Annotated in this window: 19 protein-coding genes, 1 tRNA gene and 2 rRNA genes (1 of these 22 cut by a window edge); 13 read left to right on the forward strand and 9 right to left on the reverse strand. The window is 61.3% G+C overall.

Going from position 1 to position 20,968, the window contains the following annotated elements:
• The 3 genes from NKI54_RS00430 to NKI54_RS00440 all read left to right on the forward strand — a co-directional run.
• Nucleotides 1–2,071 (forward strand): 23S ribosomal RNA (locus tag NKI54_RS00430); it begins 728 nt to the left of the window's first position.
• Between the two features lie 96 nt (nt 2,072–2,167).
• Nucleotides 2,168–2,282, forward strand: a 5S ribosomal RNA gene (gene rrf / locus NKI54_RS00435).
• 130 nt (nt 2,283–2,412) lie between these two features.
• Nucleotides 2,413–2,489: transfer RNA gene (locus tag NKI54_RS00440), tRNA-Met, on the forward strand.
• A gap of 274 nt (nt 2,490–2,763) precedes the next feature.
• Here NKI54_RS00440 and NKI54_RS00445 read toward each other — a convergent pair.
• The 6 genes from NKI54_RS00445 to NKI54_RS00470 all read right to left on the reverse strand — a co-directional run bounded on the left by NKI54_RS00445 (nt 2,764) and on the right by NKI54_RS00470 (nt 8,761).
• The gene (locus NKI54_RS00445) at nt 2,764–3,270 is read right to left on the reverse strand and encodes an L-2-amino-thiazoline-4-carboxylic acid hydrolase (protein WP_352633842.1); all 507 of its coding nucleotides are present in this window, start codon (nt 3,268–3,270) and stop codon (nt 2,764–2,766) included.
• A complete protein-coding gene (locus NKI54_RS00450) occupies nt 3,267–4,058 on the reverse strand; it encodes an ATP-binding cassette domain-containing protein (RefSeq protein WP_352633840.1) in 792 nt (263 codons plus the stop codon). Before NKI54_RS00450 ends, NKI54_RS00445 begins: the two co-directional genes overlap by 4 nt.
• Nucleotides 4,055–5,053 (reverse strand): ABC transporter ATP-binding protein, encoded by a 999-nt coding sequence (locus tag NKI54_RS00455; protein ID WP_352633838.1) that lies wholly within the window; start codon nt 5,051–5,053, stop codon nt 4,055–4,057. The genes NKI54_RS00450 and NKI54_RS00455 overlap by 4 nt, the downstream gene beginning before the upstream one ends.
• Nucleotides 5,050–5,880, reverse strand: coding sequence for an ABC transporter permease (locus NKI54_RS00460; protein WP_352633836.1), 831 nt, complete (start codon nt 5,878–5,880; stop codon nt 5,050–5,052). The genes NKI54_RS00455 and NKI54_RS00460 overlap by 4 nt, the downstream gene beginning before the upstream one ends.
• Entirely contained in the window at nt 5,877–6,863 is a 987-nt protein-coding gene (locus tag NKI54_RS00465; RefSeq protein WP_352690325.1) for an ABC transporter permease, read from the reverse strand. Before NKI54_RS00465 ends, NKI54_RS00460 begins: the two co-directional genes overlap by 4 nt.
• Before the next feature lie 287 nt (nt 6,864–7,150).
• A complete protein-coding gene (locus tag NKI54_RS00470; protein WP_352633834.1) occupies nt 7,151–8,761 on the reverse strand; it encodes an ABC transporter substrate-binding protein in 1,611 nt (536 codons plus the stop codon).
• Nucleotides 8,762–9,127: 366 nt separating this feature from the next.
• On the opposite strand from NKI54_RS00470, the gene NKI54_RS00475 reads away from it, so the two are divergent.
• Both NKI54_RS00475 and NKI54_RS00480 read left to right on the forward strand, forming a co-directional pair.
• Nucleotides 9,128–10,345, forward strand: coding sequence for a M24 family metallopeptidase (locus tag NKI54_RS00475; protein WP_352633832.1), 1,218 nt, complete (start codon nt 9,128–9,130; stop codon nt 10,343–10,345).
• Between the two features lie 51 nt (nt 10,346–10,396).
• The gene (locus NKI54_RS00480; protein WP_352620178.1) at nt 10,397–11,077 is read left to right on the forward strand and encodes a DUF4304 domain-containing protein; all 681 of its coding nucleotides are present in this window, start codon (nt 10,397–10,399) and stop codon (nt 11,075–11,077) included.
• Between the two features lie 2 nt (nt 11,078–11,079).
• Here NKI54_RS00480 and NKI54_RS00485 read toward each other — a convergent pair whose 3' ends face one another.
• Genes NKI54_RS00485 through NKI54_RS00495 form a run of 3 tightly spaced genes read right to left on the reverse strand, consistent with a single transcriptional unit; the run spans nt 11,080 to nt 13,570 of the window.
• On the reverse strand, nt 11,080–11,496 hold the full coding sequence (locus NKI54_RS00485) for a cupin domain-containing protein (protein ID WP_352633830.1): 417 nt from the start codon (nt 11,494–11,496) through the stop codon (nt 11,080–11,082).
• A gap of 26 nt (nt 11,497–11,522) precedes the next feature.
• Nucleotides 11,523–12,362 carry a phosphoenolpyruvate hydrolase family protein gene (locus tag NKI54_RS00490; RefSeq protein WP_352456829.1) on the reverse strand — a complete coding sequence of 280 codons (840 nt, stop codon included), beginning with the start codon at nt 12,360–12,362 and terminating at the stop codon, nt 11,523–11,525.
• An 11-nt stretch (nt 12,363–12,373) separates the two neighbouring features.
• Nucleotides 12,374–13,570, reverse strand: a complete 1,197-nt coding sequence (locus NKI54_RS00495; RefSeq protein WP_352456828.1) for a Tm-1-like ATP-binding domain-containing protein — start codon at nt 13,568–13,570, stop codon at nt 12,374–12,376.
• Between the two features lie 136 nt (nt 13,571–13,706).
• Here NKI54_RS00495 and NKI54_RS00500 point away from each other — a divergent pair, with 136 nt between their 5' ends.
• The 8 genes from NKI54_RS00500 to NKI54_RS00535 all read left to right on the forward strand — a co-directional run bounded on the left by NKI54_RS00500 (nt 13,707) and on the right by NKI54_RS00535 (nt 20,959).
• The gene (locus tag NKI54_RS00500; RefSeq protein ID WP_352634308.1) at nt 13,707–14,375 is read left to right on the forward strand and encodes a TetR/AcrR family transcriptional regulator; all 669 of its coding nucleotides are present in this window, start codon (nt 13,707–13,709) and stop codon (nt 14,373–14,375) included.
• A 359-nt stretch (nt 14,376–14,734) separates the two neighbouring features.
• Nucleotides 14,735–16,051, forward strand: coding sequence for an ABC transporter substrate-binding protein (locus NKI54_RS00505; protein WP_352633828.1), 1,317 nt, complete (start codon nt 14,735–14,737; stop codon nt 16,049–16,051).
• 74 nt (nt 16,052–16,125) lie between these two features.
• Entirely contained in the window at nt 16,126–17,031 is a 906-nt protein-coding gene (locus NKI54_RS00510) for a carbohydrate ABC transporter permease (RefSeq protein ID WP_254816733.1), read from the forward strand.
• Between the two features lies 1 nt (nt 17,032).
• Entirely contained in the window at nt 17,033–17,992 is a 960-nt protein-coding gene (locus NKI54_RS00515) for a carbohydrate ABC transporter permease (RefSeq protein ID WP_352448403.1), read from the forward strand.
• The gene (locus tag NKI54_RS00520) at nt 17,989–18,210 is read left to right on the forward strand and encodes a hypothetical protein (RefSeq protein ID WP_023675179.1); all 222 of its coding nucleotides are present in this window, start codon (nt 17,989–17,991) and stop codon (nt 18,208–18,210) included. Before NKI54_RS00515 ends, NKI54_RS00520 begins: the two co-directional genes overlap by 4 nt.
• The gene (locus tag NKI54_RS00525) at nt 18,207–19,310 is read left to right on the forward strand and encodes an ABC transporter ATP-binding protein (RefSeq protein WP_023675180.1); all 1,104 of its coding nucleotides are present in this window, start codon (nt 18,207–18,209) and stop codon (nt 19,308–19,310) included. The genes NKI54_RS00520 and NKI54_RS00525 overlap by 4 nt, the downstream gene beginning before the upstream one ends.
• Nucleotides 19,310–20,431, forward strand: a complete 1,122-nt coding sequence (locus NKI54_RS00530; protein ID WP_352448401.1) for an ABC transporter ATP-binding protein — start codon at nt 19,310–19,312, stop codon at nt 20,429–20,431. The genes NKI54_RS00525 and NKI54_RS00530 overlap by 1 nt, the downstream gene beginning before the upstream one ends.
• Before the next feature lie 246 nt (nt 20,432–20,677).
• Nucleotides 20,678–20,959 (forward strand): hypothetical protein, encoded by a 282-nt coding sequence (locus NKI54_RS00535; protein WP_352448400.1) that lies wholly within the window; start codon nt 20,678–20,680, stop codon nt 20,957–20,959.
• The last annotated feature ends 9 nt before the right edge of the window (nt 20,960–20,968 follow it).

Raw genomic sequence — 20,968 nt, forward strand, 5'->3', positions numbered from 1 at the left:
TAGCCATGAGCAGGTTGAAGGTAAGGTAACACTTACTGGAGGACCGAACCCATAACTGTTGCAATAGTTCGGGATGACTTGTGGCTAGGGGTGAAAGGCCAATCAAACTCGGAAATAGCTGGTTCTCCGCGAAATCTATTTAGGTAGAGCGTCGACCGAATACCCCAGGGGGTAGAGCACTGGATGGGCTAGGGGTCCTCACCGGATTACCAAACCTAACCAAACTCCGAATACCTGGGAGTAATAGTCGGCAGACACACGGCGGGTGCTAACGTCCGTCGTGAAAAGGGAAACAACCCTGACCTACAGCTAAGGTCCCCAAGTTATGGCTAAGTGGGAAAGGATGTGAGGATCCCAAAACAACCAGGATGTTGGCTTAGAAGCAGCCATCATTTAAAGAAAGCGTAACAGCTCACTGGTCTAAATAAGGGTCTTTGCGCCGAAAATGTAACGGGGCTAAAGCCATACACCGAAGCTTAGGGTTTGCAGCAATGCAAGCGGTAGCGGAGCGTTCTGTAAGCTGATGAAGCCATACCCGTGAGGGGTGGTGGAGGTATCAGAAGTGCGAATGCTGACATGAGTAACGTAAGGGGAGTGAGAGACTCCCCCGCCGAAAGTCCAAGGGTTCCTGCTTAAAGCTAATCTGAGCAGGGTTAGCCGGCCCCTAAGTCGAGGCAGAAATGCGTAGACGATGGGAACCACGTTAATATTCGTGGGCCTGGAGGAAGTGACGGATCATTGAGGTAGTCCAATCTTATCGGATTGAAAGGGCTGCTGCGTGGTTCCAGGAAATAGCTCCTCCTTATAGACCGTACCCGAAACCGACACTGGTGGACTGGTAGAGTATACCAAGGCGCTTGAGAGAACTATGCTGAAGGAACTCGGCAAATTGCACGCGTAACTTCGGAAGAAGCGTGACCCTTTCATGCGCAAGCATGGGAGGGTGGCACAGACCAGGGGGTAGCGACTGTTTATCAAAAACACAGGGCTCTGCGAAGTCGCAAGACGACGTATAGGGTCTGACGCCTGCCCGGTGCTGGAAGGTTAAGAGGAGGGGTGCAAGCTCTGAATCGAAGCCCCAGTAAACGGCGGCCGTAACTATAACGGTCCTAAGGTAGCGAAATTCCTTGTCGGGTAAGTTCCGACCTGCACGAATGGCGTAACGACTTCCCCGCTGTCTCCAGCATAGACTCAGTGAAATTGAATTCCCCGTGAAGATGCGGGGTTCCTGCGGTTAGACGGAAAGACCCCGTGCACCTTTACTATAGCTTTACATTGGCATTCGTAGTGGCATGTGTAGGATAGGTGGTAGGCTTTGAAACCTGGGCGCCAGCTCAGGTGGAGCCACCCTTGAAATACCACCCTTATCACTATGGATGTCTAACCGCGGCCCGTTATCCGGGTCCGGGACAATGTATGGTGGGTAGTTTGACTGGGGCGGTCGCCTCCTAAAGAGTAACGGAGGCGCGCGATGGTGGGCTCAGAACGGTCGGAAATCGTTCGCTGAGTGCAATGGCATAAGCCTGCCTGACTGCGAGACTGACAAGTCGAGCAGAGACGAAAGTCGGTCATAGTGATCCGGTGGTCCCGCGTGGAAGGGCCATCGCTCAACGGATAAAAGGTACGCCGGGGATAACAGGCTGATGACCCCCAAGAGTCCATATCGACGGGGTTGTTTGGCACCTCGATGTCGACTCATCGCATCCTGGGGCTGGAGCAGGTCCCAAGGGTATGGCTGTTCGCCATTTAAAGCGGTACGTGAGTTGGGTTCAGAACGTCGTGAGACAGTTCGGTCCCTATCTGCCGTGGGTGTAGGAATATTGAAAGGATCTGTCCCTAGTACGAGAGGACCGGGATGGACGGATCTCTGGTGGACCTGTTGTGGCGCCAGCCGCATAGCAGGGTAGCTATATCCGGACGGGATAACCGCTGAAGGCATCTAAGCGGGAAACCCACCTTAAAACGAGTATTCCCTGAGAACCGTGGAAGACGACCACGTTGATAGGCCGGGTGTGGAAGAGCGGCAACGCTTGAAGCTTACCGGTACTAATAGTTCGATCGGCTTGATCGTTCTCATTCCTAATGCCCATTTCTGGTGACAATCCTTGGATTGCGCCGAGATGGATGGCACAGAAAACAGCTTCTCGAGCAACGTGCGTTTTGCCGACCTGGTGGTTATGGCGGAGCGGCTGCACCCGATCCCATTCCGAACTCGGCCGTGAAACGCTCCAGCGCTGATGGTACTTCGTCTCAAGACGCGGGAGAGTAGGTCGCTGCCAGGTCTGCCAAGCGCACGTTGTTTAATCTTCTCCTTACGAACAGGCCCGCCAACGGGACTCCGGGCCGCGAAAGCGGCCCTTTCATTTGGCGGAAGCTTGAATCCGGTGAGCCAAGGCTTACCTTTAGGGTTGACGCGGGGTGGAGCAGCCCGGTAGCTCGTCAGGCTCATAACCTGAAGGTCACAGGTTCAAATCCTGTCCCCGCAACCAAATTCGAAAACGGCCCGCCTTGTGCGGGCCGTTTTCGTTTTGCTGGCCGATTGGTTCGATCCCCGTCAGGCCTCGCACGAAGCAGGCACAGCGAGACACCAAGGAAGGTCCCGCCCCCGCAACCAAATTCCTTGCATGCGAGCATCAAAAACCCCGGTAGCCTTACGGCGCCGGGTTTCTTTGTTTTGGGGCGTGCTGCCAAACACCGAAGCTCGCGCGCCGCGACGGAGTTCCACGTCCTGCCGGCACCTAACTGTGCTGCATGGATGCAGCTCTAACCGGCATCCCGGTTGGTCAAGGCGATGTGGCAGCAGCCGGAACCGTGACCCGGCGTCCAGGTGACGTTGTCGAAGCGCACTCCGGTGGCCTCGAACAGGCCGCGGTCGAAGGCGCCGGCGATGCGGCAGAGCGTGGCGAGCTTCTCGTCGCCGACGCCGGCTTCGACCCAGGCGTCCTTCAGCGGACAGCGCTTGACCTTGAAGGCGATGCGGCCTTGGCTGCGTTCGACGTCGGTCGGATACATGCGGCCGCCATCCGGGCTGACGGCGAGGAACGCCTCGCCGATCGCCGGTGCATCGTTCGGGCCGAAATCGGCGAAGGCCGCCGCCGCAACCTCCTTGCCGCGTTGTTCGATGATACGGATCATGATCGCCTCGGCTTTTTCCGCGCCCAACTCCGCGGTTAGCTCGTCGAGGAATAGACGATAGAGATCGGCGCGGTTGCGGAAGGCGGAATCGAGTTCGCGCGACAGTGTTTCGGCTCGGGCTTCGGCGTCGGTCATGATACGTCCCGTTCGATCCTTGACAGTCTTGGCGCTGCCGCCACCAGCGCCTTGCCGATCGCGGATTGCGGCGCGTCGATTACGCTGCGCGCATCGCCGCTCTCGGCAATGCGCCCGGCTTCCAGAATAGTGACCCGGTGAGCGATGGCACGGACGACACCGAGATCGTGCGAAATGAACAGATAGGCGATGCGTTCCTCGCGTTGAAGGTCAAGCAGCAGCTGCAGGATCTGCGCGCGCACCGAAACATCGAGCGCCGACACGGCCTCGTCGAGCACGACCAGCGACGGTTTCGTGGCGATGGCGCGGGCGATTGCAACGCGCTGGCGTTGGCCGCCGGAAATTTCGTGAATGGCGCGGCCGGCGAGACCGGGGCTGAGGCCGACGCGTTCCAGCAGAGCTGCAATATGGCGCGGGCGCTCGGGGCCAGAGGCAATGTGATGGATGCGCAAGGGGTCGTCGAGCACACGGGCGACTGTGGCGCGTGGGTTCAAGGCGGCGAGCGGATCCTGAAACACCATCTGAAGACGGGCGCGCCGGCCGCGCAAGGCAGCGCCGTTCAGCGATAGGAAATCGCTGCCTTCAAATTCAATACGGCCGGTATCGACTTCGATGAGCCGGAGCACTAGACGAGCTATCGTCGACTTGCCGCTGCCGGAAGGTCCGGCCAGCGCCAGCGTCTCGCCGGGGTCGATGTGGAAGGAAACGTCGTCGACCGCGGCGATGATCTTGCCGCTGCGACTGTATCGTTTGGTCAGGCCGGAAACGGCGAGCAGCGGGTCGGTCATGTTCGCAACAGCGGCTCGGCGTCGAGGCCGAGATGAGCGTCAAGCAGCACACGAGTGTATGCGTGACGCGGCGCATTGACGATTTGGGCTGTCGAACCGAGCTCGAGCAGCTCGCCATGCCGGAACACCGCGATGCGCTCTGCAAGCTCAGCGGCCAGCGCAATGTCGTGGCTGATGAACAGCAGCGTCATACCGTCCTCGGCCACCAGTCGCCGGATCAGCCCGACGATCTCGGCCTGCACGATCGTATCCAGCGCGCTGGTCGCCTCGTCGGCGATCAGCAATCTCGGACCGGCCGCGATCGCCGCGGCGATGGCGACACGCTGCTTCTGGCCGCCCGAGAGCTGGTGTGGAAAGGCGCAGAGGGCAGCGTCCGGATCGGGCAGGCGGACGCGCTCGAGCAGGGTTTTTGCCTTGGCATAGGCGTCTCGCCAACTGAGGCCGAGATGAGTGCACGCGACTTCCGCGATCTGCTTGCCGATTGGCATCACCGGGTCGAGACTGGCGGATGGGTCCTGGAAAACGAAGCCGATATCGCGGCCGCCGATGGGGGTGTGGCTTGTCGCAATGACGAATGGTCGGCGCTCTGTCGCGCCCCCCTCTGTCCTGCCGGACATCTCCCCCTCAAGGGGGGAGATTGCGCTTTCATCTCTGCCTTCGCCAATCACCGAAGCTGGCGGAAAGGAACCGGCTGCGAAACTACCGATCTCCCCCCTTGAGGGGGAGATGTCCGGCAGGACAGAGTGGGGTGCCTTGGCACCAAACATTGGCGGCGGACGCAAGAGCCAATCGATGCGGCCTTCGATCCTGGCGGTGGCCGGCAGCAGGCCGGCAATGGCCAGCGCCAGCGTGCTCTTGCCCGAACCGCTTTCACCGATGATGGCAAAGCGCTCGCCGGCGGTGATGTCGAAGCCGACATTCTTCAGCGCCGCTACCTCGGCGCCGTCGCGGCGATAGGTCACCGTCAGATTGCGGATCGAAGCAAGCGCCGTCACGACAGGCTCCTCCTCATCGCCGTGGTCTCGACGACGCCTTCGCCGGCGAGATAGACGCCGAGCACGGTGAGCACGAGCGCTACGCCCGGAATGATCGACAGGAAGGGCGCGGTGCGCAGCACGGCGCGGCCTTCGGCGATCATGCCGCCCCAGGTAACCCGGTTGGGATCGCCGAGGCCGAGAAAGGACAATGCCGCTTCGGTGAGAATCGCCGCGGCGACGATCACCGACGACAAAGCCATTACCGGCGGCAGCGCATTGGGGAGCACCTCGCGAAAGGCGATCTCCAGCGGATGCATGCCGATGACGCGGGCGCCGGCAACAAAATCGCGCTCGCGGATCGACAGCACTTCGGCCCGCGCCACGCGTGCCGGTCCGATCCAGGCGCCCAGCGCGATCGCAGCGACGACGACGCCGAGCGACGGCCCGACGATGCTGACGAAAGCCAAAGCCAGCAGAAAGGCTGGGACGGTCTGGAACGCGTCGGTGATGCGCATCAGCATCTCGTCGACAAGGCCGCCAGCAAAGCCGGCCACGGTGCCGATCACGGCGCCGATGGCAAGGGCGGCGGCTGCTGCTGCCAGCCCGACCGCCAGCGAGGTACGGGCGCCATGGAAGAGCTCGGCTAGCACGTCGCGGCCGAGCCGGTCGGTGCCGAGCGGCAGCGACCAATCCTGGAAGAGCGGCAGCAATGCCGGTCCGGCAATCGCCTGCGGATCGCCGGGAAAGAACAAAGGTGCAGCAAGCGCCATGGCAAACAGCGCCGCCAGGATGACCGCGCCGGCGACAGCCTCCGGCGTGCGCAGGAAGCGGGCAAGTGGACTCATGCGCTGGCCTCACTGGCCCCGACGCGCGGATCGAGGAAGACGTAGGCGATGTCGACGAGAAGGTTGATAATGACGACCAGGACAGCGCTGGTGAGAATAATGCCGAGCAGTAGTGGGGTATCCCGCGCGGCCACCGCTTCCTGCGCCAGCCGGCCGAGGCCGGGCACGGAAAAGACGCTCTCGATCACGACGCTGCCGCCCAGCATCTGCGCGGATTGCAGGCCGAGCATGGTGACCAGCGGCAACAGTGCGTTGCGGGCGACATGGGCGAGCACGATGCGGCGGCGGGAAAGTCCCCTGGCGCGGGCGGCCAGCACAAAGTCCTGTCGCCACACCTCGGCCATGCCGGCGCGCATCATGCGCAGATAGAGCGCGAGATAAATGAAGCCGAGCGCCGAAACCGGCAGGACGAGATGGCGGGCGATATCGGCGGCACGACCGAGGCCGGTCTTGGCCGAGGCGATACTCTCGATGCCGCCGATCGGAAACCAGCGCAGGTCGACGGCGAAGACAATGATCAGCACAAGCCCGAGCCAGAAGCCCGGCACGGCATAGAGCGCCAGCGAACCGATGGAGAGGAAGCGATCGCGGAAGCTGCCGGGACTGGCGCCGGCATAGATGCCGAGCGCCGAGCCGAGGCCGAAGGAGAGCGCGGTGGCGCTGCCCATCAACAGCAGCGTGTTGGGCAGGCGCTCGAGGATGACATCGCGGATCGGCCGCGAAAAGGTGACCGATTGGCCGAGATCGAGATGCAGCAGCGCCCAAAGGTAATTGGCGAGCCGTGTCAGCTCCGACTGGTCGAGCCCCCAGCGGTGACGCAACAGCTCGATCATGCCGACGTCGCCTCCGGTCGAGACGATGTAGGCATCGACCGCGTCGCCGGGAGCGGCTTCGAGCAACAGGAACGTGCCGATGACGACAATCAGCAGCACGAAGATGCTGCCGACGAGACGGCGGCGAAGGAGGATGACGGCGCGGGTCATGGCGCAACGCCGATAGGAGAGCCAAGTCTTCGGTGCCGCCCTCTACGGCGCCCCCCTCTGTCCTGCCGGACATCTCCCCCACAAGGAGGGAGATTGGCAGTTTCGGCGTTGCCGGCCGTCTTGCAACGCTGGAGATTGGCGAAAGCGACAATGACAGCCGATCTTCCCCTTCGTGGGGGAGATGCCAAGTGGTGGCAAAGAGGGCAGGACAGAGGGGGGCGCGAAAAAGCTCTCATCGCTGAAGCTGAGCACCCACACAAACGGCGCGCAAGTCTGGAGAGACTTTCTTACCCCTCCAGCCAAGTGTCCGCCCAGTTCGATACCGCCCAGCGCGGGTTGTTGGCGATGTTGTTGACCGTATCACGGGCGACGCTGATGAAACTCCATTCGGCGACGTTGATCAGCGGCAGGTCGGCGGCAACTTTCCTCTCGAACTCCTTGTAGAGTTCGGTGCGGGCGGCGGTGTCGAGCGTCTCCGATGCCTTGGCGATCAGGGCATCGAGTTCGGCGTTCTTGTAGCCGCCCTGGTTGGAGAAGGGCACGCCGTCGGGAATGCCGCTCTGCACCAGGATGGTGGTCGAGATCGCCGGATCGCCGCGGAACACCGGCGGCCCGACCGCGAGGTCGAAGGCGTGGTCGGTGTAGACCGCCTTGATATGCGCGGCCGAGTCGTTGTTGACCAGCTGGGCGTCGATGCCGATGGCGGCGAGCGCCTGGCGCAGATAGTCGCCGAACTGCTTGGTTTCGTTGAAGTAAGGCGCCGGCAGCAATCTCAGTGAAAAGCGCTTGCCGTCATCGCCCCGGCTGTAGCCGGCCTCGTCAAGCAAGGCGTTGGCCTTGGCGACGTCGAAGGCGTAGGTCGGCACGTCGGCGGTGTAGAATTGCGGGTCGTTTTTCGGCACCGGGCCAGTGGCGGTGGCGGCATAGCCAAGGAATACCGTCTTGACGACGAAATCCTTGTCGATGGCGTGAGCGATCGCCTGGCGTACTTTCAGGTCGGCCAGCTCCTTGCGGCGATGATTGATCTCGACGACGAGCTGGTAGGTCAGCCCTTCATAACCCTTGGTGATCACCTTGAGACCGGGCACTTTGGAGATGCGGTCGAGATCGGCCAGGGGCACGGCGGAGAAGGCGGCGAGCTGGATCTCTTCGGCTTCCAGGGCGCTGGCCGCCGACGTGCGGTCCGGCAGCACCTGATAGATGATCTCGTCGAGATAGGGCTCGTCCTTGCCCCAATAGTCGGTGTTCTTCTCCAGCCGGTAATATTCGCCGGGCTTGTGTTCGGCAAATTTGAACGGTCCGGTGCCGACAGGGGCGTTGTTGGCCGGGTTATCCTCGATCTTTCCGGTCTCGTAGATGTGCTTGGGCACCACGCTGCTCAGCGCCGGCAAGGCGTTGCGGATCAGCTGGAACGGTGTCGGCTTGGCGAATTTGAACACGGCGGTGGTTTCGTCCGGCGTGTCGACCGCCTCCAGATCCTTGAACACGGTGCGGCCGAGATTCTGCAGCGGCTTCCAGACCTGCAGCGCCGAGAAGGCGACATCGGCTGAGGTGAATGGCTTCCCATCATGCCATTTGACGCCCTCGCGCAGTTTGAACGTAACCGACAGGCCGTCGGCGGCACCTTCCCAGCTGAGCGCCAGGCGCGGATCGAGCCCGTCCTTGCCGCCGAAGGAGGCCTCGGCCAAGGTTTCCACGATCTTGCTCGAGATGAAGAAGACGCCGTTCGAGGCGACAATCGCCGGATTGAGATTGCGCGGCTCGGAATCGGCGGCGACAACCAGTCGTCCGCCCTTTCTCGGCGTCTGCGCCGAGCCGATCGTCGGCATGGCGGTGGAGGCCAACAGCAATGCCGAACCGGCCAGCATTGTACGTCTGGAAATGGTGAACTCTGGCATGATCGAACTCCGTCCTCTCCGCGGACCCGGCCGGGTCCGCCGTACCCCTCGGACGCTCGTAAGCATCCTGCAAAGCTGATTATGGGCCTTGTGCGGGGTTTCGCCAAAGACGGAATTGGCGCATCTCTACGTGGCTTTGAAATTTCCGTCCGCTGGACCAGTTGTACAGAAAACGGTTCGACGCGCGGTTCTAGCAGGACCAGACTGGAGTAAAGTGCAGCAGGTGGAGCAGCTTTTGGGGCTGGTTCGCCCGTTCTGGCTGGACCAGATCGGGCAAAATGATGCAGATTTAAGCATAGCCGAGGTTCAGAGCCGGAAAAGCCGGTGCCGGCGAGCGGCCGGCTAAGGGATTTCAGGGAGAGAGACATGAACATTGCCCCGGGCAAGAATGCCGTCGGCAGCGTGCCGTTCGACCAGGCCAGGGTGGACGGGCTGATGGAGGAGGCCGGCATCGACGTGCTGCTCGCCACCTCCAAGCACAACACGCAATATCTGCTTGGCGGCTACAAGTTCATCTTCTTCGCCGCCATGGATGCAATCGGCCACAGCCGTTATCTGCCTGTCGTCGTCTATGAGAAAGGTGGGCCGGAGCATGCCGCCTATATCGGCAACCGCATGGAAGGCGGCGAGCACCAGAATCATCCGTTCTGGACGCCGACACTGCATGCCGCCTGCTGGGGTACGCTCGATGCCGCCAATCTGGCGGTCGAGCATTTGCGAAAGATCGGCAAGGGCAATGCCCGCATCGGCATCGAGCCCGCCTTCCTGCCGTCCGACGCCTATATGCTGATCCGCAACGCGCTGCCGGATGCCAAGCTGATCGATGCGACTGATATGCTGGAGCGCATGCGGGCAATCAAAACCGAGGCGGAGCTGGAAAAGCTGCGCATCGCTTCGGAGCTGATCACCGATTCCATGCTGGCGACCATCGGCTGGGCACGCGAAGGCACGACCAAGAGCGAGATCATCGAACAGCTCAGGCGCGAGGAGACCAATCGCGGCGCGCATTTCGAATATTGCCTGTTGACGCTAGGCTCCAGCCACAACCGCGCCGCCTCGCCGCAGGCGTGGAGGAAGGGCGAGGTGATGTCGATCGATTCCGGCGGCAACTACCACGGCTATATCGGCGATCTTTGCCGCATGGGCGTGCTGGGCGACCCTGACGCCGAACTCGAGGATCTGCTGGCCGAGATCGAGGCAGTGCAGCAGGCGGCCTTCTCCAAGGTCAAGGCGGGCACGCTGGGCGGTGACATGATTTCTCGTGCCGAAGGCGTTCTGAAGAAATCCAAGGTTGCGGCCTATACTGATTTCTTCGCGCATGGCATGGGGCTGATCACGCATGAAGCGCCGTTCCTGATGACCAACCATCCGGTGACCTATGAAGGCACCTATGCCGCAAAGCCGCTGGAGAAGAACATGGTGCTTTCGGTCGAGACGACCATGCTCCACCCGACGCGCGGCTTCATCAAGCTGGAGGACACGGTGGCGGTGACCGATGCCGGTTACGTCATGTTCGGCGATCGGGGCCGGGGCTGGAACAGGGGCGGGGGCGGCTTAGGCGCTGGTTACCTAGCCCGTTCTTGAGATTACCTCGTCCGAGCAAATAATTGGTCACGCCAGCGAGCATTTGCCGATATGGAACGCGAACTGCCCAAGCAGGTCTTTATCGACGGGTGCGAGCAGATCTCCATGGAGTTCGAACCGATTGGGTTCCGCTTTGCGAAAAGCGGTCCTCATGCGAGTCGTCGGGCCGGCGACTGGGTATTCAAAATCTCCTTTCAATCAAACTATCTGAACGTCGGCGGCGAGTACGTCGAACTCGTCGTGCATGCGTCGGTCTACAGCAAGGCAATAAAGGAGTGGGACGAGCGAAGCGCTTGGCCCGCCAGTGCCAGCGATTGGGTCGCCGGTGGACAGCTTGGCAATTTGCGAACCCCGCATCATTGGCGGACATGGAACATCGCAAACCCGCATACCCGCCAGGCTGAAATCGCGAACATCGTTGCCAACATCCAAACGACTGTCCTGCCGCTCTTCGAACGTTTCGACGTTCCGCGCAAACTAGCCGAACAGGTCGCATGTTCTGAAGTTCCGGGCTTCATGTTCCCTGAAAATGCTGTTCGATTTGTACTCTGGCAGCTTGGTCCAGAGGCAGCGGAAAACTGTTTGTCCTATTGGGTGGCGCGCTTACCTTCGCCGGATGCTTTCCGATCAGAGCGCGATGTCCCCACTTTGCCGGATAGGCTCGCTCTGGGGAGCGATACTAACAACCTAGCAAGGGTCGCTCGTGCGATGAAGATTGGCCTCAGCCTCTGACATTATCTGCCCGGCGGGATCAACCTGAAATCCGGCAACTCCCGCAACGCCAGTTCCGGCCCGGTCGGCGAATAGACGACGAAAAGCTGCATCGGCCCGTCGCCGGTATTGAGCGTCGAGTGGAAGCGGCTTTCCGGCACATAGATGGTGCAGCCGGGGCCGACTTTCTCGACGACCGGGTTGCCTTTCTCGTCTTCGACCATCTGCTCGCCATTGCCTGAGATGACAAAGATGATCTCCTCCGCACCCGGATGGTTATGACGCGTATGGCCTTTGCCTGACGGTAGGTCGACGACACCACCGGAAAATCGCTTTGCGCCGTTCACTTCGGGAGCGACCGTCAGCGACAGCCTGCCCCAGTCGAAGCCGAAGGCGCTGACGTCTTTTGGATATACGAATACCTTGCTGTTGTCGGTCATCGTCCCACCCTTCTTTTTGCTGGTCTCTACGCAGCGCCGAACGTAACGGCCTTGAAATCCGCCGTCTGCCTGGCGATCGAGGCTTCCGCCGGCAGCCGCTCCATCGAACTGGCGCCATAGAACCCGTGTAGGCCCTTGCAGCGCTCGAGAATATATCTGGCGTCGTCCGGCATCGAGATCGGCCCGCCATGGCAAAGCAGGATCATATCCTCGCGCACTGAGCGTGCCGCTTTGGCGATGGCGTCGATCTCGCTCACACAGTCGTCCAGCGATTTAGCCGATGTCGCGCCAATCGAGCCGCCGGTGGTCACCCCCATATGGGCGACGACGATGTCGGCGCCAGCTGTTGTCATGGCGCGCGCCTCGTCTGGGTTGAAGACATAGGGCGTGGTCAACAGGTCGAGTTTGTGAGCCTCGGCGATCATGTCGACCTCGAGCCCGAAGCCCATGCCGGTTTCTTCAAAACTCTGCCGCATCTGGCCGTCGAACAGGCCGATGGTCGGAAAGTTCTGCACACCGGAAAAGCCCATCGTCTTCAACTCGGCCAAAAGCAGCGGCATGATGACGAAGGGATCGGTGCCGTTGACGCCGGCCAGCACCGGCGTCTTCTTCACTACCGGCAGCACTTCGTAGGCCATTTCCTTGACGATCTCGTTGGCGTTGCCATAGGCGAGCAGGCCGGCGGCCGAGCCGCGCCCGGCCATGCGGTAGCGGCCGGAATTGTAGATGATGATCAGGTCGATGCCGCCGGCTTCCTCTGCCTTGGCCGACAGGCCGGTGCCGGCACCGCCGCCGACGATCGGCACGCCGTCCGCGATCATCTTGCGGAATTTCTCCAGGATTTTCTTGCGCGGTATGGCGGCCATGTCTTGGTGTCTCACTGTCTGGCGATGTCGAGGAAGGCCGTTGTGGCAGCCCAGGCGAATTCGGGGTCGTTGATATGAAGCGGCAGGCGCAGCACGCGCCGCGTTTTGGCGGGTTTGATGGTACGCTCGATCGCCTCGAACAAAGCGGCATCGGCTTCAGGGTCGAAGAAGGCGCCGCCTTCAATGTCGAGCGCCGACACGCCTTTCTCCGGAATGAGGAAACGAACCGGACCCTGGCAGAGGCTCAGCCTTGTGCCGATCCATTCGCCGATCGTTCTGCTTTCGTCGGCAGTGGTGCGCATCAGTGTGACGTTTGGATTGTGCTCATAGAACAGCCGGCCGCGATAGCGTTCCGGAATTGTCGGCGGCGCCCAGAAATTGACCATGTCGAGCGCGCCGACCGAGCCGACATAAGGCAGCCCGGTGCGGGCGATGGCGCCAAAGCGATCTTCGGTCGCCGGCAGCACGCCGCCAAGCACCAAGTCGCAGACTTCGGTCGTTGTGATGTCGATGACGCCTGACAACAGGCCGCTGTCGGCCAATTTTTCCATGGTGCGGCCGCCGGTGCCGGTGGCATGAAAGACCATGCAGTCATAAGTCGAACGAAGCTCATCGGCGATCGCGGTCACGCATGGCGTGGTGACGCCGAACATGGTGAGGCCGAGCGACGGTTTGCCCTCGGGCGGCGGCGCCGGCTTTGTCGCCATGCCTGATATCGCCTGGGCGGCATTGTGCAGCACGACACGCGAAAGCCGGTTGAGGCCGGCCATGTCGGTCACCGACGGCATCATGACGATGTCGGAGACGTCGACGTAAGGCGCGGTGTCACCCGAGGCCAACGTCGAAACCATGATCTTGGGCAGACCGAGCGGCAGCGTGCGCATGCCTGCGGTGATGATCGAGGTGCCGCCACCGCCGCCAATGCCGATAATCCCGGCAATATCGCTGCGCGACTGGACAAACCGGGCAAAGGCGGCAGCCATCGCCGCCACCGCGGTGCCGCGATCGTCGACGCCGAGCACGGCATTGCGACCCTCGGAATGGTGGCTGGCGACCTCGTCTGCCGAAACATCGACCGGCACGGTCGCGCCGCGTGTTCCGATGTCGACACGGGCAATCGAAGCGCCGGTAGCCGCGACCGCATCGGCCAGAAATGCGAGTTCCTCGCCCTTGGTGTCGGCGGTGCCCACCACATAGATGCGCTTCATCGCGTTTCCCCGGTCTTGGGCGTGCTCGGCGCTGCCGCCCCTTTTTGCCCGGCCGTTCGACGGCGCGAAGGGCCATTGCAATTTTTTGAGACACGCGTATCGTATTGACATGAATGTCTCACGTCAACAAGCGGCAATGGACGACGATGCCAGCCAAGGGCCGAACCCCCAGGTAGAGCGCGGGGCCCGCGCGCGCACCAGGCGTCTCATGCTGGAGACGGCGACAAAGCTGATGCAGGCGGGCGCCACGCCCTCCGTCAGCGAGGTGGCGGAGGCAGCGGAGGTCTCGCGCGCCACCGCCTATCGGTATTTTCCGAGCCAGGCGGCGTTGGTGCAGGCGGTGGTCGATGAGGGGCTTGGGCCGATCCTTACGTGGAAATCGAGCTCTGCCGATCCCGAGCGCCGGGTCGCCGAGCTGTTCGAGACCGCCATGCCGCGCATCGAGGTCTTCGAAGCGACGTTCAAGGCGGCGCTGAAACTGTCGCTCGACCAGTGGGCGCAGCGACAGGCAGGCACGCTTGACGGCGAACCTGCCTTCACGCGCGGCCATCGCGTCGATCTTTTGAAAGATGCGATCGCGCCACTCAAAGGCCGGTTGCCGCCGCGCGAATTCAAGCGGCTCGCGCAGGCGCTGTCATTGATCTTCGGTGTTGAGGTGCTGATCGTTTTAAAGGATATATGGGGATTGGATAGCCGCAGTACGATGTCGGTTGCGCAATGGGCGGCCGGCGCACTGGTGCGTGCGGCGGTGACGGAATCGATGGCTGAAGGTGACGAGATCGCGCCGACGAGGGCCGTTAGATGAGGCCAATCTGGTTCGACCAGATTTTCAACCTGACCATTTGTGCTACTAGCGATGCAGCGGCCTAAGCAAGGCACTTATGTATCAAGGAGTAGGAAAATTCAGGGAAAACAGACAGATATCGCAGAAACCAACTTGTCTGCGTGTCCGCCACCGTCCAAGAAAGAGCTTGACGTTCGTCTGAAATTGGTAATACCAGATCAGGACAAATAAAGCGGATCAAAGGGTGAAGGCTAAGATCCGTTTCGGTCGAACGAGGAGGCTCAAAAACCGGAACGGTGCCGTCACGGGAGGACTACCAGGGCCGGCCTCGCCGCCGGCTCGCATGACGCGGTAGAATGCGCACAAGGGAGGAAATCATTATGCGCAAGACAATGACCAGCTTGCTTGCTGGTATCGGCCTAGTGCTCACCTGCGGAACGTCCGTCTACGCGCAGGAAAAGGAACTTACAATCTTCTGGGCGGAATGGGATCCGGCCAATTACCTGCAGGAACTCGGCAACGAGTACGAGAAGGAAACCGGCGTCAAGATCACGGTGGAAACCACACCGTGGCCCGACTTCCAGACCAAGGCCTTCACCGAGTTCAACGCCCATGGCGACGCCTACGATATGGTCGTCGGCGACTCGCAATGGCTCGGTGCCGGCTCGACCGGTGGCCACTATGTCGACCTGACCGAGTTCTTCAACAAGCACAAGGTCGGTGAAGTGATGGCACCGGCCACGGTGAAATACTATGCCGAATATCCGGGCGGCAGCAGCAAGTACTGGGCCATTCCGCTCGAAGGCGACGCCGTCGGCTGGTCCTATCGCAAGGACTGGTTCGAAGACCCCAAGGAAAAGGAAGCCTTCAAGGCCAAGTATGGCTACGATCTCGACGTGCCGAAGGATTTCAAGGCGCTACGCGACATCGCCGAATTCTTCTACCGGCCGGACCAGAAAAAATACGGCATCGCCATCTACACCGACAATTCCTATGACGCGATGGCGATGGGCTTCGAAAACGCGCTGTTCTCCTTCGGCGGCGAGCTGGGTGACTATAAGACCTACAAGGTCGATGGCTTCATCAACTCCGACAAGGCGATCGCGGCGCTCGACGCCTACAAGGAACTCTACAAGTTCACGCCTCCGGGCTGGGCCAAGTCGTTCTTCGTCGAGGACAACCAGGCGATCACTGAAAACCTGGCCGCGATGAGCATGAACTACTTCGCGTTCTTCCCCTCGTTGATCAACGAGGCGTCGAACCCGAACGCCAAGAACACCGGCTTCTTCGCCAATCCAGCCGGACCTGGCGGCGACCAGTTCGCCGCACTCGGCGGTCAGGGCATCTCCATCGTTTCCTACTCGCAGAAGCAGGAAGAGGCGACGAAGTTCCTGGAATGGTTCATCAAGGACGAGACCCAGAAGAAATGGGCAGCGCTCGGCGGCTACACCTGCAGTGCCGCCGTGCTCAAGTCGCCCGAATTCCAGAACGCCACGCCCTACAACAAGGCGTTCTACGAGACCATGTTCAAGGTCAAGGACTTCTGGGCGGTTCCGGAATACGCGGAACTGCTGCAGCAGCTTAACCAGCGCATCTATCCTTACATGATCGGCGGCGAAGGCACCGCCAAGGAGACGCTGGACGCACTGGCAGCCGACTGGAACGCGACCTTCAAGAAATACGGCCGCGGCCAATAAGTATGAAGTTTCACGGAGGGGGCGTTCGTGCCTCCTCCGTTTCTTTTTCTGATTTTTGAACCGGGAGCAGAGTCTTGGCGACCACGATGATCACCACGCTGGACAGGTCCTCGCGGGCCGCCGCTCGCGGTCTAAGCGACATTTCGATCCGCAATCTCTTCATCATCCCGACGATCCTGTTTCTGATCGTCTTCAACATCTTCCCGCTGATCTATTCGCTGGGCTATTCGTTCACCGATTTCCGCGCCTCGACCAGCGCGGCGGCGAATTTCGTCGGGCTGCAAAACTATCGCGACCTGCTCAGCGATCCCTATGTCTGGTCCAACTTCGCCATCACCGCAAAATACGTCATCATCTCGGTCGCCGGCCAGCTGCTCGTCGGCTTCGGCGTGGCCATGCTGCTCAATCGCGACATTCCGCTCAAGGGCCTGCTGACGACGCTCCTGTTGTTGCCGATGATGCTGTCGATGGCCGTCGTCGGCCTGTTCTGGAAGCTGCTCTACGATCCGTCCTTCGGCATCATCAATTATGCGCTGGGCCTCGGCACCTTCGAATGGCTGTCGAATCCGAAAATGGCGCTCTATGCGGTCGCGCTGACCGACATCTGGATGTGGTCGCCCTTCGTCATGCTGTTGTCGCTGGCCGGCCTGTCGGCCGTGCCCAAGCATCTCTACGAGGCAGCCGCGATCGACAGGGCCGGGCCGTTCTACACCTTCTTCCGCATAACGCTGCCGCTGGTTGCACCGATCCTGATGATCGCGGTCATCTTCCGCACCATGGAGGCGTTCAAGACCTTCGACCTCGCCTATATCCTGACCAGCCAGCCGACGGCCGAGCTGATCTCGATCCGGCTCTACAAGATGGCGTTCCAGGAATGGCAGACCGGGCGTTCCTGCGCGCTCGCCTACATCGTGCTGATCATGGTCCTGGCGATCACCAACATCTATGTCAAATACCTCAACAAGGTGAAGGAGCGCTGAGATGGCCGCAGTCCGCACTTCTTCCGAAATCACCTTCAACCGGGTCGCCATCGTCGCTGTCCTGCTGGTGACGATCATCTTCCTGGCGCCGATCTACTGGATCGCCTCGACGGCGTTCAAGCCGCGCAACCTCGCCACCACCATTCCGCCGACGGTGGTTTTCCAGCCGGAGATATCGCCCTTCGTCAAGTTGTTCACCAAGCGTTCGCAGCTGCGCAGCCCGCCGTCGCCGGAGGAGTACGCGGCTGCGCCGTGGTGGGAGCGCGTCGTCTTCAATGGGGGTGAAAAGATCGTGCGCGACGGCAAGGGCCAGGTGCAGTGGTCGGGCTATCCGAGCCGTTTCATGAACTCACTGATCGTTGCCATAACCTCGACCGTCCTGGCCGTCGGCATGGGCACCTTCACCGCCTATGGGTTCTCGCGCTTCAAGGTAAAAGGCGAGGCGGACCTACTGTTCTTCATCCTGTCGACACGCATGCTGCCGCCGGTGGTCGTCGCCATTCCGATGTTCCTGATGTACCGGGCGGTCGGCCTCAACGATTCCCATATCGGCCTGATCATCCTTTACACCGCCTTCAACCTGTCCTTCTCGGTGTGGCTGATGAAGGGCTTCATGGACGAGATCCCCAAGGAGTATGAGGAGGCGGCCCTCGTCGACGGCTATACGCGCATGGAGGCCTTCTTCAAGATCGTGCTGCCCGAGGCCGCCACCGGCATCGCCGCCACCGCCGTGTTCTGCTTTATCACGGCGTGGAACGAATATGCCTTCGCACTGATCATGACCAGCCGCCGTGCCCAGACAGCACCGCCCTTCATCCCCAGCCAGATCGGTTCCGGCCTGCCGGACTGGACGGTGATTGCCGCCGGAACCTTCCTGTTCCTGCTGCCGGTCGCGATCTTCACCTTCCTGCTCCGCAACCACCTGTTGCGCGGCATGTCGTTTGGAGCGATCCGCAAATGAGCTTTCGCGACATCAACCAGAAATATCTCGAACCGGGCAGCCAGGTGCTGATGGTGCTCGGTATCATCGCGCTCTGCCAGCCGTGGAACATGCTGCTGCACAGCTATGGCGTGACCATTATCCTGATCGGCCTGATCGGCTTCAACATCACCTCCAAGATCGCGCCGGAGGAGAAGGCCGGCACCGGGCAAGGGGCAAATCCGGGGGCACAGCATTGACCCAGATCGAGCTTCGAGGCGTCCAGAAATATTTCGGCGCCGTCCAGGTCATCAAGGACCTCAACCTGAAGATCAACGACAACGAGTTCATCGTGCTGCTCGGCCAGTCGGGCTGCGGGAAGACGACGACGCTCAGGGCGATTGCCGGGCTGGAGACGATCGACGGCGGCGACATCCTCATCGACGGCAAGCCGGTCCAGCACCTCAAGGCCGCCGATCGCGATATCGCCATGGTCTTCCAGTCGTTCTCGCTCTATCCGCATATGAGCGTCTATGAGAACATCGCCTTTCCGCTCAGGGCGACGCGCAAGAGCAAGGCCGAGATCGACAGCGAGGTGCGCTCGGTCGCCAAGACGCTGCAGATCAGCGATCTCCTCGCCAAGAAACCGTCGGCGCTGTCGGGCGGCGACATGCAGCGCGTGGCGATCGGCCGAGCCTTGGTGCGGCGGCCGAAGGCGATGCTGATGGACGAGCCGATCGGGGCGCTCGATGCCAAGCTGCGCGAGGAGATGCGGGCCGAGATCAAGCGGCTGCACATCAAGCAGGGCTCGACCAGCATCTACGTCACCCACGACCAGATCGAGGCGATGAGCCTCGCCGACCGCATCGTCATCATGCATGAAGGTGTGCTGCAGCAGGTCGGCTCGCCGGACGAGGTCTATTCGCACCCGGCGAATCTTTTCGTCGCGCAATTTGTAGGCAGCCCGGTGATGAACGTCGCCGACACTTCGGTGACCGAGAAAGCCTCATCGGCCTCGGTCACGGTCGGCGATGCGGCCGCCGGTTTCGAATTCCCGCGCGCCTTGCTGTCGAAGCTCAACGGCCATGCCGGCAGCCAACTCGCGCTCGGCATCCGGCCGGAAGGCGTCCTCGTCCGCCGCGAAGCCGCCGAGGGGTTCCTGCCGGTGGAGACGCAGATCGTCGAGCCGCTCGGGTCCTTCGACATCGTCGACCTCAAGGTCGGCTCCAAGATGCTGCGTGCGCGCACCAAGAGCGGCTTCATCGGCGGCCCCGGCGAAAGAGTCTTCGTCAGAATCGATCCCAGCCAGGCGCATTTCTTCGACACGGCGAGCGGCAAATCGCTGGGAGTGAGACTCTGATGGCCCACATCCAGCTCAAGAACATCTCGAAGAAGTTCGGCAACCATACTGCTTTGACAGGGCTCGATCTCGACATCGCCGATGGCGAGTTCTTCGTTCTGCTTGGCGAGACCGGCGCCGGCAAGACGACGACGCTGCGCATGATTGCCGGCCTGGAAAAACCGAGCGAAGGCCAGGTCTTCATCGACGGCGTCGATGTCGCCGACTGGGGCGCGGCCGAGCGTGACGTGGCGCTGGTGCTGCAGCAATATTCGCTGTACCCGCGCTATACGGTGCGCCAGAACCTCGAATTTCCGCTGAAGCCGAAGATCCGCCGGCTGCCCGATGCCGAGATCAAGGATCGTGTCGACCGCGCGGCCAGGACGCTGAGGATCGAGCATCTGCTCGACCGCAAGACCGACAGGCTTTCAGGCGGCGAGATGCAGCGCGTCTCGATCGGTCGCGCCATCGTGCGCAAGCCGCGGGTATTCCTGATGGACGAGCCGTTGTCGGCGCTCGACGCCAAATTGCGCGAGGCGCTGCGCACCGAATTGAAGAACCTGCAGATGCAGCTTGGCGCCACCTTCCTGTTCGTGACGCATGATCAGATCGAGGCGATGTCGATGGGTGACAAGGTCGGCGTGCTCAACCATGGCCGCATCGTCCAGACCGGCACGCCGTACGAGATCTATAACAATCCGCGCGACACCTACGTGGCAAGCTTCGTCGGCTCGCCGCCGATGAATCTCATCGACGGCAAGCTCGTCAACGGACGTGCGGTGATGGCGCCGCTCAATTTCGAATTGCCGTTTGCAGGGGGTGCCAAGACTTCGGGGGGTGCCAAGACTTCGTGGGGGCTAAAGACGGGCGCGGCGACCGACGGTCGCCCGCTCGTCTTCGGTATTCGTCCCGAGGACGTCTATCTCGAGACCGGCGCGCCGGTCGAGGCGCGGGTCCATGACGTCGAGAACCATGGCGTCGAGAAGATCCTGACGCTGCGGGTCGGCGACGCCATGCTGCGCGCCACCGTGCCTGCCAGGACCGACGTCCAGATAGAGCAGCCGGTGCGCTTTGCCTGGAACCCGGACAAGGTGGTGCTGTTCGACAAGGGCAGCGGAATAAGCCTGCGTCACGCCGGCTAAGTACAAGCGTCTTTACTGCGCTAGAGCGGGATGCGTTCAAAGTGAACCGTGCATCCCGCTCTATCCATGTGTTTTAGCCGCATTTGTGCGACGCCACGTGATTCCACTTGGCTGCGAAATGCTCGAGTCTTCCCGTCATCCCCCGTACGGGGGATGCGGATGCTCCGATTTGTCGAATAGGCTGATCCTTTGGTCCCAAACGGGCTTTGCAAGCCCAATTTGGAGGCCCAAAATGGAGGGTTGGCTATGGGAAATCTGTTCCGCAGTTTTGCGACGATCCTGCTCGTCGCCGGTATGGGATTGTCGGCGGCGCATCTGGGCGAGGCGCAGGCAGCCAAGAAAGTTGTCGCCGGCGCGAAGGTCGACGCCAAGAAGATCAAGGACCTCAACGGCACGGTCAATCTGTCCACCAGCGACTGCAAGCTGTTGTTGAGCGGCACCGTCGTGGAAGTCTCGGATGGCAGGTGCGGGGCCTCCGGCAAATATTGCAAGAGCAGCGCCGGCTCGGCCTGCATTACCGAGCAATAAGCCGGCCAA

Origin of the sequence: Mesorhizobium sp. M0663 (assembly GCF_040320585.1) — a bacterium.
Classification (GTDB): domain Bacteria; phylum Pseudomonadota; class Alphaproteobacteria; order Rhizobiales; family Rhizobiaceae; genus Mesorhizobium.